The organism is Rathayibacter sp. AY1D2 (genome assembly GCF_002932695.1).
Classification (GTDB): Bacteria; Actinomycetota; Actinomycetes; order Actinomycetales; family Microbacteriaceae; genus Rathayibacter.
In genome coordinates this window covers 1-9,665 of record NZ_PSVX01000054.1, presented here as the reverse complement: position 1 = coordinate 9,665, position 9,665 = coordinate 1, and the positions used below count along the sequence as shown (strand labels likewise).

Sequence of the window (9,665 nt, the reverse complement as noted above, 5' to 3'; positions counted from 1 at the left end):
TCTTCCTAGCACAACATTGTGCTAACTTCCTTGCACAAGGCGAAGTCGTCGCCGCTGATGTCTGCCGTGGAGGTCCCATGTCACTGCTCATTCCCCGTGAGGTGTATCAACTCCTCTCGGCCGTCGCCGCTCCGGTCACGTTCGGCCTCATCTGCTTCGTGTTGTCCTGGGTGTACCCGCGCCGGATCGTCTCGCTGCCGACCAGCGGACGTCGCACGTCGACACTGACCTGGGCGGGAGTGGCTGGCGCTCTCCTCGTGATCGTGGTGGCGTTCGTCGTTCACGTGAGCACCCCGGCGGACACGACCGGGTTCGAGGGGTGGTGGCGCCGGCCCGCCCCGCTGCTCGTCGCCGCCCTCGTGGTGACGGTCGCCATGTTCTTGGTGCGCCGCGAGCCCCTTCCGGCGCCGGGCGAAGCTGCGGTCGCTCCTCAGCGTCGCTGGAACGAGTTCGCTTCTCGGCCTCTGCTGTGGGTCGGCGCGGTCATCGCGGCGCTGCTCGCGCTCACGTCGGTCTGGCAGACGGTCATCGCCACCAGCGCGCCGGCAGATGCGTTCTTCCTCGGCAACGTGCCCGAGCACACCACTCTGCCGATCTACATGCCCTTCAACGCGAACTACGGCTACATCGCTGGCGTCGGCTGGCCGAACTACCTCGCCACCCTGATCACCCTCGTCCTCGCCGTGGCCGCCCTCGTGCTCGCACTACGCACGGACGCGAACCGGCCCCTGCGCGCTCGATCGACCGCCACCAGCGTGCGCCCGGAGCGAGAGCTCACCGCTCGCCTCTTCACCCTGCTTCTACTCGGCGGGCTGATCACGACGCTCGGCGCTGTCTGGATGCACGCCGGAGATATCGGAACGATCATTGTCGGAGTCGAGGGACAGACCACCGCCGACGGGAACCTCATCTACGTCGGCAGCGCCTACCGCGCCTTCGCGCAGCCTCTCCTCTACGCCGGATTCCTCGGCCAGGGGATCGGCATCGCACTCTTGCTCCGCGTCGCGACCGACACCCTCCGCTCCGCCGCCGCACTCCGGCGTGCACGTCGGCCGCTCATCGAGACGATCCCCTTCGACGGAGTGACACAGTGACCACGCTGACGATCAAAACCGCGGAGGAAATCACCGAACGATTCCGCGGAGCCATCCAAGCCGGACAGCTCGGTGACGGCGAACGCCTTCCGACCGTCCGCCAGACGGCCCGCGACTTCGGAGTCGCCCAAGCCACCGCTGCCAAGGCCTACAAGACCCTCGAGCAAGACGGCCTCGTCGTCACCCGCACCGCCGCAGGCACCCGCGTCGCCCCAGGAGCATCACGCGCGCCCCAACTCGTCGTAGAACGCGCACGAGCCCTCGCGGACTCCGCCGCTTCGGCGAACGTCTCCCTAGACGACGCGGTTGCCATACTCCGCGCGATCTGGGGTTGAAAGATGGACCGACGCCGCCACACTCGCGCCGCGAGTGCAGACAACCTTGAACAGACCGCACGAGACATGAGCACCGGAAGATCCCCTTCCAGCACAGGGAGCGGCGCCCTGACGGCCGGGGCGCCCTCATGCCAGGATCGGGCCATGGGAATCAGCAGAATCGGAATCACGCTCGCCATAGCCGGCGTAGTCGTGCTGTCCGGCTGCACCGCAAACGAGACCGCCGGCGACGAATCATCGAGAGTTGCTGTCGAATCATCAGGCGTGGATTCGGCAGGCTCGCCGGGGCCGGCCGCGTCCGATGGCCCTGAGCTCAGCGCATTCGAGCAGCAACTCCCTCTGAGGGGCGACTTCGTCAGTCAGCAGACCGAGACGACAGGATCGGTCCTGATCGAGCGCCGGGCGGACGGATCGACCTGGGCGATTCTTACCGACTTTTCGACCGGTGACGCATCTGATCTGAGGCTGCAACTCAAGGAGGGTGCACTGGAGCAGGACAGCTCTGGCGCCTGGGTCGACACTGCCGGCTACTCCTTCGACATCGGCCCCCTGGACCCGGAACAGCCGGACCAGGAAATCGCAATACCCGGAGCGCACATCATGCCGGCGCTCAGAACCCTCACCGCCATGAATTACGAAGGCCCCGATTACCCGTCCTTCGGATCCGTTGCCCTTGAGAGGTAGCCATTCCGCTCTCGCCAGCCGCGCTCGTGAACTGACCTAGATGACTCTCGACCTGCCAGCGTTCCTGCTGGTTCTCTTCCTGAACTACCTGCCCTTCATCGCGGTCGGCTTTGTCGTCCTGTTCGTGATCGTGGGGTTCGTGATCCTCATGCGCCGCGAGGCGCGACGCGACCGCAAGTAGAGACCGCTCGACCAGGTGCACGGGGCGTCGCCAACGTTGGCACTTCGTGTCTAATGGTGCGGTGCGGTCGAGAAGTGGGGACTTCGTTGACGCCGCGAGCGGCCATACCGGGCAAGGGGCTCCGGTGCCGCCCTGCTCTCGGCTGCGCGCATGGCGCGGCCGAGAGCAGCACCCGCCAGCTCAGTGGTGCTGCACCCAGATGTTCGGCTCCACGTAGATCCCCTCGTCCGCGTCGCGGTCGACGCGCAGCGTCGAGAGGCCGCCGGGGATGACGTACTCCCCCGACGCCGGCAGGGCCATCCCGGTCCACTCCTCCCACTGGGTGACGGTGCCGGTCATCACCTGCGACCGAGGGGCGACGTCGAGGACGCTCGCGCCCATCCGCACGTGTGTGCGCAGCCACGGGTCCAGCGGCAGCCCGTCCTCACGGGTCCAGCCCGCGTAGACGTCGATCGGGGTCAGCGGGTAGCGCGGCTTCATCGTCGGGCGCAGGGGCACGATCACGTGTTCGTAGCCGACGGTGATGCTGAGGTCGCGGAACGCGCCGAGCAGCGTCCCGGCGAGGCCGGCGCCGGTGCGGTCTGGGTGCACCTGCGCGGCGCAGACGACGAGGGTCGTCGCCTCGTCCTCCTCTTCGAGCGCCCGGCGGAGGGAGTCGCCGTACCCGGCGGGCAGTCCCTCGCGGGTGCCGTCCCACCGGATCGGCACCGCCCAGCCCGCAGCGACCGGCACCTCGTCATCGAGGACCACGAGCTCGAACCGGGTGAATCGCTGGCGCACGTGCGGCAGGTGCTCCTCCGCGAGGCGGTCGGCGGAGATGAACGCCGGCCACCCCGAGCTGAACAGCGCCTCCATCTGCGCGTCGTCGCGCGGGCGCGCGTTGAGTACTTCTGCTGACGTCATGGTCACAGTGTGCGCGGAGGCCGGCAGCTAAACGATCCCCTGCGGAACAGCAGGCGTCGCAGATCCCGCCTGCGTCCCGTCCCGCAGCGGGTAGCGTTCACGCATGGTCAAGACGGTCGACGTGTTCACCCCGGCGAAGCACCCCACTTACACCAGCGTCACGCGTACGGAGATCTGGCGGGAGCTGGAGGACCTGGCGGAGCAGGGCGGCGCGATCATCTCGGTCTTGGGCACCACCAAGCTCGGCAAGAGCACCCTCGTCAGGGAGACGATGGCCAAGGCGTTGTTCTACGCCTACGTCCCGGGCCAGAACCTCACGGGAGGCGCGTCGGCGCTGTGGGCCGCGCTCGTAGCGAAGCTGGGCATCCCATCCTCCAGCACCACTGGAAAAGTGAGCGGCGACAAGTCCAAGTGGTCGTTCTTCGCGCGCTTTGGTGTGTCGATTCCCACCGCCCTGAACATCGGAGGGGGCAGCACGGTTGCCGGGGAGCACCACGTCGATAGCAGCACTGGGGCGACCTACGACATGGATGCCCCTACTGCTGTCACCGAGGCTCTGGCAATTCTTTCGGCAGCGGCCAGGGAGTCCGACAAATTTCCTCCGATGATCGTGATCGATGACTTCCACTTCGTCACGAACTCCGAGACTCGGCGGGAGCTCGTTCTGGCGCTCCGCCCGATCACTGAGAGCAACGCCACTCTCGTCCTCGCAACACTCCCCGGCCGAGAGAACGACGAGGCGTTCTCGACCACCAACGCGGGCGGACGGCACTACTCCGTCAAGGTCCCCGTCTGGAACGATGACGAGCTCCGCCAGATCGCCGACCGCGGCTTCGAAATCCTCAACGTCCGCGCCACTGACGAGACGAAGAATCAGCTCATCAAGCAGAGCTATGGCAGCCCACAGATCATGCAGCAGCTCTGCCTCAACCTCTGCCGTCGCGTGAACGGGGTCAGGGACGACACCACCGATGTGGGAATGCTCTCCGAGCCGGAGAGTTGGCCCGAGTTCTTCCGCCTCGTCAGAGATGAGCAGTCGGTCGCCTGGCTGCGCACCCTTGGTGTGGGGCTCACAGCGCGTCGCGGCCGCAACCTCCTCGACCTGAAGGACGGCTCGTCCCTCGACGGCTACCAACTGATCCTTCGGGCTATACACGAGATGCGCTCACCCGCCGAAGTTCCCTTCACGGCCGTGAGGGACATGGTGGGCGAGCTCGTCGCGGCCACGGCCGACCTCTCAACGGTCGCGCTCGAGCAGAAGGCGAAGAACATGGGGATCGTCGCCTCCCGCCAGATGCAGGCAGCGCTCGACAAGAAGAATGCGGCTGGCGCTGAGGACCAGAGCGAACAAGAACTGGAGGAGCAGCAGTTCACTGAGGAGGAAATCCAGATCGCGGACCTGATCCCGCAGCCGGTCTTCGAGGTCGCCGGTAACAAGGCCGCGACCATGCAGATCCGCATCCTCGATCCCCTGCTGGCCTACTCCCTCACCTGGCACCCCGAAGCCTTCGAGCAGCGCTGAGCGTATGTGCGGTCGTTTCGTCGTCAAGGACAACACCGAGGGCCTACTTCCAGACCTCTTCACCGGGGACTTCGCCGGTATGCGGCCGAACTACAACGTGGCGCCGACGTCGCCGGTGACCGTCGTGCGGGAGCGCGACGGGGAGCGGTCTGCGCCGACCGTGCATTGGGGTTTCGTGCCGGTGTGGGCGAAGGACTTCAAGAAGCAGCGGCCGCAGCCGATCAACGCGCGGATCGAGACGGTCGCGAGCTCGCCCATGTTCCGGAAGGCGTTCGCGACGTCGCGGGTGCTGATCCCGGCGGCCGGCTACTACGAGTGGACGGTGACGGAGACGGGGAAGCAGCCGCACTTCATCTACGATCCCGACGCGGCCCTCGCGATGGCGGGCATTGTCTCGGCCTGGCCGGACCCGTCGAATGCGGAGGACGATCCGGAGAAGTGGAGGCTATCGACGGCGATCATCACCCGCGACTCGCATGTGGCGCCGGGTGAGGTCCACGACCGAATGCCGGCGTGTATCACGCCGGACGGGTACGACGACTGGCTCGGCGGGCACCTCGACGTCGACGCTCTGATGCAGCTCCTTGACCGGGAGTCGTACGCGGTCGCGCACGACCTCGAGAACTACGAGGTGTCCCGCGACGTGAACAGCGTCCGCAACAACGGACCGCACCTACTCGACCCGCTCCCTCAGCAAGTCAGCGACCTGTCGAACGCGAGCCGTCCGTCATGACCGGCTGGCTCATCGCACTCAACGTGTACGCCGTAGGGGCGAGCGTCTGGGGGCTGATACGACTCGCCGTAGGCGCGCAGAAGGAGGCGCGCCGGATCGATCTGGAGGCCAACGATCCGGTTGACCCCGCTGCAGTGTCTGAGTTTTTTCCCATCGAGCTGATTCAGGAGCTGCGCGGCGCTGACGCCCTCCTCGACTCCGTGAAGAGAGCGGCGACGTCGGGCCCTGCGATCGCATGGCGGGACGTGCTCATTCTCGGTTCTGCTGTCGTGGCCGGAGGAGCCGCGAACATCATTCCTCTGGTATGGACAGTCGACCCGCTGTTCGGATAGTCGATCCAAGCCGCGCGGCAACTGTCTGTGGGCAGTACGCCCGCAAGAGGTACCTCATACGGGACGATGGCGGACAGAGCTCTCCTGCACCCAGCAGGTCTGTGCTTTTTCGGGCTAGCGGCTGGGCCGGCGACTACTTCGCCGGGCCGTGAAGGATGGAGGTCAGCCGGTCTGCGGGCGCATCGCTCGGGCCGAGGAGCGTGATGTAGATCAGGACCGCGCAGAGCACGGTCACGACCAGGATCACGAAGACTCCGGCACGGATGAGCGCCGCGGCGGCGGGCTTGTCCTTCTTCAGCCACCCGAGCAGCAGGTTCAGGTCAATCACAAGGACCTCCACTGGGTGCGAGCGCGCGGGCGCGCTCTGTTGTGGTCGCGCTGGGGGCGCGACGATCCCTGCACCGCCAAGAGGGGTGCAAGGAAGGAGGGGGCCAGGAGAGCGGGGTCTGCTCAATCCGGGCATGAAAAAAGCCGGCACGAGGGCCGGCAGGCAGAGAACTGGAAGGCGGGTTCAGTTTACGCGACAGGCGCGGGCAGAGTTCTTCCGATTCGGACTCAGCTTAGGCGTTCGATCGCAACTGGCCTAGGAAGCGCGAAAGCCGGCACGAGGGCCGGCAGGCATGGCTGTTCCATGCGGGGTCAGTCTACCTTTTCGACCCCGCTAGCGGAGCAGCTGGACGGGGACACCGGCGGCGACGTCCTCCCCCTCGATGGTGGCGAAACCCGTGACGGAGCGGATCGTGTCGACGCCGAGTGAGGAGTCCGGGAACCGGGCGACGAGGGAGGCGCCGCGGTCGGTGACGTGGGTGGCGTCGTAGTTGGTTTGGGTGGCGTTCTCGAACTCGAAGACGAACGCCTTCGTCTCCTCGTCGGAGAGGCGGACGCCGAAGTGCTTCACCGTGGCGCCCTCGGCGCCGGTGAGCTCGATGCCGTAGGTGAACCATCCCACCGACTGTGGCAGCTCGAGCGGATCGCCCAGGGTGAAGGTCGCGGTGATCCCGGAGGGCTCGGCGGCTACGTGAACGGCCAGCAGCTCGCGGGGCGTCGGGGTGCTCATGCGCTCACCCTAGAACCGCCTCGGCCCCGTGGACACGTCCAGGGTCCGGTGGGAGGGTGGGCGCATGTCGAAGCCTCGGACCAAGCTCGCGCGCGCTGCGCTGATCAGCAACGGGATGGTCTGGTTCGGGCTGTCGTTCATGCTCTTCGCGATCGCCGGCGAGCAGACGTACGCGGCGTTCACCGGTGAGTGGTTCAACGTGCTCGGGTGGGTACTGATCGTCGCCGTGGCCGCCGGCCTGACGGTGGTCGGGGTGATCGAGAACCGGAACATCCGGGCGGGGAAGAAGTACAAGCCGCGGCCCCGCCGCTGATCGCTACTCGGCTGCAGCCTCGGCGGACACGACGGCGCGGGCGCGCTCGATGTAGCTGAGGCCGGCGGCGCGTAGCGCGTCGACCGTCATCTTGCGCTCGTCCCCGGGTGCTCCGATGACGGGCAGGGGCGTGGTGAGCAGGGCGACGTCGCGCAGGTCGTGCGCGAGGTCTTCGTCGTAGATTCCGGTGTCGCGGTCAGCGAAGGCGACGACCTTGATGCCGGTCGTGAGACCTCGGGTGGTGAGGGTGTCGCGGACGACGGTGAGGTAGGCGTCCTGGTACGCGGCGACGTCGCGGTCCCAGACCTCGGTGATGGCGCGGGAGAGCCGTTCCGTCGCGCGGTACAGGTCGTACCGGGGGTCGCCTGCGCCCTTGGCGCGGTTGAGGACCGCGTGGTGGATCTCTCCGAGCTGCTCGTACTGCTCGGTGCTCAGGGAGCCGGCGGTGGACATTTCGGCGGCGAACGCTGCGATCCGGGCTGTCTCTTCGGCGGTGGTGTGTTCTTGCGTCATCGCCGCCGTGTCGACGTCGGTGCTGGCGAAGAGGTCGATCTGATCTTGATCGGCGAGGGCGAGGAGCCCGAAGTCCTCCAGGTCGGATTCTGCTGAGACGACGACGCTGACGGGAGTGGTGCGCCATTCCAGGGTCCGGTGGCCGCGAGCGTCTTCCTGGGCGAAGTGCTGCTCGAGCATCGCGGGGAAGCAGCCGCAGTCCTCGTGCTCGTCGTGGTGGTGGCCGATACAGCGGTCGTCGGCGCAGCCGCACTCGTCGCCGGCCCACTGTGCGGCGGAGGGCGAGCCGTGCTCGCGCGCCCATTCGTCAGGGTCGATTTCCTGGGCGCGAAGGGTGCTGATCACGTCGGGGTAGAGCTTCATCGCTGGTGTCCTGTCTGATGAGGCGCGACGACCGGCGGTCGCGACGGGTGCGAGCGCGTCCATCGTCGCATCCGGTCACGACACTGGCCGTGCTGCCGTTGCGCGGGTCCGGGGGGTCGAGGGGGCTCTCCCCCTCGTGCGGGCCGGCCCGTTTCGGGTCGGCCCGCGCACGCGCTCAGAGTGCGAGCGTGTGAAGGATCAGGGTCGTGGAGCCGATGGGCTTTCCGAAGTCGGTGTAGTCGAGGGTCGCGCGGCGGTTGCTGATGAGGTCGAGGGCGATCAATTCCTCCTCGGACTCATCCGTCATGTCGCCGGGCTCTTCGTCCCATTCGCGGAGGACCTGGCGGTCGGCGTCGAGGACCTTCCACAGTCCCCAGACGTGGGCGATGGGGCCGGTCGTCTCGTATTTGAAGACGAGGGCGGTCGCGGTGGGCCAGCCGTAGGCGGCCGCGGCGACGATCAGCGCTCGCGCTGCGGCGGCGGTCGCGTCGGCGTCGCCGGACGCGGCCGCGACGTCGACGGCGACCTCGGCTGCTCGCAGTGTCGGGTCCTCCTGGTACGGGTCGAAGCGGTGGGCGGGGCGGGGTGCGGTGGTCGTGGTGGTCATGGTCGGCCTTCCTGTGCAGCAGTGGGAGAAGAGGAGGGGCGGGACCGGCGCGAGCCGGTCCCGCCGGGTGGGCTAGCTGAGCCCTGCGGCGTCGGCGGGGGTGCTGTCGCCGGTGACGACCTGCTCGACCGGGGACAGCGCGTATCCCCAGGCCGCGAGCTGGCGGAAGTGCTCGGCAGTGCGCTCGTCGCCGCGGCGCCAGGACTCCTTGCTCGTGTGCGCCTCCTGGCCTCCGAGGACGACGGCCAGCGCGACCAGGCGGGCCTTCGCGGGGTTCGCCTCGACCAGCGCCGCGAGGGCGTCCGCGCGGTAGCCGGAGGGGCGCTCGATGCGCAGCAGCGCGTGCGCGAGGTCGCTGCCGTTGCTCATTCCCGACGACACCGCGAACCGGTGAGCGGTGAGGCCGAGAGCGATGATGCGATCCGCGTCCTTCGGGAGGGTCTTGCGGGCGAGGAACGTCGCGATCCACTCGCGGCGCACCTTCTCGGCCGCGTTCCACGCCTTGTTGTTGGCGATGAGTACCTTGCGCTCCGCGGACTTCTCGGCGCGCTCCTCCTCGGCCTCCTCCTCGGTCTGCGGCTGCTCGGGGGCTCCGTAGGCGTAGGTGAATCCGGCGGCGGTGGGGTCCTGAACCAGGAGCGTGACCTCGACCTCGCCGCGCCAGCTGGTGTCGATGAGCACTCCGCGTCCGGGAGCGGCGGCGACCTGCTCGGGGGTGACGCTCTTCCCGTCCTCGCCGCGCAGCTGCCGCACCGGCGTCCACGTCGCTGCGTCGCCGTAGGCGTCGGAGCGGGTGAGGATCTGGAAGCCGTTGCCGGTGTACTCGGCGGCGGTCGCCGCGAGGAGCGCCTGGTGCGCGGCCTCGTCGCGGAGGGTCTGCGCGGTGTGCTCGAACTGCGCCGGGTCGTGGGTGGCGACCTCGATCAGGGTCGCGCGGGCGTCGGCGTCGTCCTCGAACTCCAACAGCACCGCCGCCTGGTCCAGGGTCAGCTCGTGCTCGTGCAGAACGGACGTGACGGTCGCGGACT

General features: G+C 67.8%; 13 protein-coding genes and 1 pseudogene. 8 read left to right on the top strand and 6 right to left on the bottom strand.

Going from position 1 to position 9,665, the window contains the following annotated elements:
• Window positions 1–77 precede the first annotated feature (77 nt).
• From C5D04_RS13665 to C5D04_RS18310, 4 genes are all read left to right on the top strand, one after another.
• Complete coding sequence (locus tag C5D04_RS13665; RefSeq protein ID WP_146078534.1) at window positions 78–1,094, top strand: hypothetical protein; 1,017 nt, start codon at window positions 78–80, stop codon at window positions 1,092–1,094.
• Window positions 1,091–1,429, top strand: coding sequence for a GntR family transcriptional regulator (locus C5D04_RS13660; RefSeq protein WP_104234395.1), 339 nt, complete (start codon window positions 1,091–1,093; stop codon window positions 1,427–1,429). The genes C5D04_RS13665 and C5D04_RS13660 overlap by 4 nt, the downstream gene beginning before the upstream one ends.
• A 144-nt stretch (window positions 1,430–1,573) precedes the next feature.
• Window positions 1,574–2,113, top strand: coding sequence for a hypothetical protein (locus tag C5D04_RS13655; RefSeq protein WP_146078533.1), 540 nt, complete (start codon window positions 1,574–1,576; stop codon window positions 2,111–2,113).
• A 40-nt stretch (window positions 2,114–2,153) separates the two neighbouring features.
• Entirely contained in the window at window positions 2,154–2,294 is a 141-nt protein-coding gene (locus tag C5D04_RS18310; protein WP_181068424.1) for a hypothetical protein, read from the top strand.
• A gap of 180 nt (window positions 2,295–2,474) precedes the next feature.
• On the opposite strand, the gene C5D04_RS13650 is transcribed toward C5D04_RS18310, so the two are convergent.
• Complete coding sequence (locus C5D04_RS13650) at window positions 2,475–3,197, bottom strand: hypothetical protein (RefSeq protein ID WP_104292954.1); 723 nt, start codon at window positions 3,195–3,197, stop codon at window positions 2,475–2,477.
• A gap of 103 nt (window positions 3,198–3,300) precedes the next feature.
• On the opposite strand from C5D04_RS13650, the gene C5D04_RS13645 reads away from it, so the two are divergent.
• Genes C5D04_RS13645 through C5D04_RS13635 form a run of 3 tightly spaced genes read left to right on the top strand, consistent with a single transcriptional unit; the run spans window position 3,301 to window position 5,784 of the window.
• Entirely contained in the window at window positions 3,301–4,719 is a 1,419-nt protein-coding gene (locus tag C5D04_RS13645; protein WP_104292953.1) for a hypothetical protein, read from the top strand.
• A 4-nt stretch (window positions 4,720–4,723) separates the two neighbouring features.
• A complete protein-coding gene (locus tag C5D04_RS13640; RefSeq protein ID WP_104292952.1) occupies window positions 4,724–5,452 on the top strand; it encodes an SOS response-associated peptidase in 729 nt (242 codons plus the stop codon).
• Entirely contained in the window at window positions 5,449–5,784 is a 336-nt protein-coding gene (locus C5D04_RS13635) for a hypothetical protein (RefSeq protein WP_104273458.1), read from the top strand. The genes C5D04_RS13640 and C5D04_RS13635 overlap by 4 nt, the downstream gene beginning before the upstream one ends.
• 133 nt (window positions 5,785–5,917) lie before the next feature.
• Here the strand turns inward: C5D04_RS13635 and C5D04_RS13630 are convergent, their stop codons facing one another.
• Together C5D04_RS13630 and C5D04_RS13625 are read right to left on the bottom strand one after the other, a co-directional pair.
• Window positions 5,918–6,112, bottom strand: a complete 195-nt coding sequence (locus tag C5D04_RS13630) for a hypothetical protein (RefSeq protein WP_104273459.1) — start codon at window positions 6,110–6,112, stop codon at window positions 5,918–5,920.
• Between the two features lie 333 nt (window positions 6,113–6,445).
• Window positions 6,446–6,841, bottom strand: coding sequence for a hypothetical protein (locus C5D04_RS13625; protein ID WP_104292951.1), 396 nt, complete (start codon window positions 6,839–6,841; stop codon window positions 6,446–6,448).
• A 64-nt stretch (window positions 6,842–6,905) separates the two neighbouring features.
• Between C5D04_RS13625 and C5D04_RS13620 the strand changes: the two genes are divergently transcribed.
• Window positions 6,906–7,154 (top strand): hypothetical protein, encoded by a 249-nt coding sequence (locus C5D04_RS13620; protein ID WP_104248327.1) that lies wholly within the window; start codon window positions 6,906–6,908, stop codon window positions 7,152–7,154.
• Window positions 7,155–7,157: 3 nt separating this feature from the next.
• Here the strand turns inward: C5D04_RS13620 and C5D04_RS13615 are convergent, their stop codons facing one another.
• The 3 genes and pseudogenes from C5D04_RS13615 to C5D04_RS18305 form a co-directional block, all read right to left on the bottom strand.
• Window positions 7,158–8,030: a hypothetical protein gene (locus C5D04_RS13615; protein ID WP_104292950.1), complete on the bottom strand. Its 873-nt coding sequence runs from the start codon at window positions 8,028–8,030 to the stop codon at window positions 7,158–7,160.
• A 175-nt stretch (window positions 8,031–8,205) separates the two neighbouring features.
• The gene (locus C5D04_RS13610) at window positions 8,206–8,637 is read right to left on the bottom strand and encodes a hypothetical protein (RefSeq protein ID WP_104347855.1); all 432 of its coding nucleotides are present in this window, start codon (window positions 8,635–8,637) and stop codon (window positions 8,206–8,208) included.
• A gap of 72 nt (window positions 8,638–8,709) precedes the next feature.
• Window positions 8,710–9,665, bottom strand: a pseudogene (locus C5D04_RS18305) (chromosome partitioning protein); the annotation flags it as partial.

Bases quoted from the DNA above. Each gene is read 5' to 3' on its own strand.
- C5D04_RS13635 (WP_104273458.1), top strand. From the start codon at position 5,449: ATGACCGGCTGGCTCATCGCACTCAACGTGTACGCCGTAGGGGCGAGC.
- C5D04_RS13625 (WP_104292951.1), bottom strand. From the start codon at position 6,841: ATGAGCACCCCGACGCCCCGCGAGCTGCTGGCCGTTCACGTAGCCGCC.
- C5D04_RS13650 (WP_104292954.1), bottom strand. From the start codon at position 3,197: ATGACGTCAGCAGAAGTACTCAACGCGCGCCCGCGCGACGACGCGCAG.
- C5D04_RS18310 (WP_181068424.1), top strand. From the start codon at position 2,154: ATGACTCTCGACCTGCCAGCGTTCCTGCTGGTTCTCTTCCTGAACTAC.
- C5D04_RS13645 (WP_104292953.1), top strand. From the start codon at position 3,301: ATGGTCAAGACGGTCGACGTGTTCACCCCGGCGAAGCACCCCACTTAC.
- C5D04_RS13665 (WP_146078534.1), top strand. From the start codon at position 78: ATGTCACTGCTCATTCCCCGTGAGGTGTATCAACTCCTCTCGGCCGTC.
- C5D04_RS13655 (WP_146078533.1), top strand. From the start codon at position 1,574: ATGGGAATCAGCAGAATCGGAATCACGCTCGCCATAGCCGGCGTAGTC.
- C5D04_RS13615 (WP_104292950.1), bottom strand. From the start codon at position 8,030: ATGAAGCTCTACCCCGACGTGATCAGCACCCTTCGCGCCCAGGAAATC.
- C5D04_RS13640 (WP_104292952.1), top strand. From the start codon at position 4,724: ATGTGCGGTCGTTTCGTCGTCAAGGACAACACCGAGGGCCTACTTCCA.
- C5D04_RS13610 (WP_104347855.1), bottom strand. From the start codon at position 8,637: ATGACCACCACGACCACCGCACCCCGCCCCGCCCACCGCTTCGACCCG.
- C5D04_RS13620 (WP_104248327.1), top strand. From the start codon at position 6,906: ATGTCGAAGCCTCGGACCAAGCTCGCGCGCGCTGCGCTGATCAGCAAC.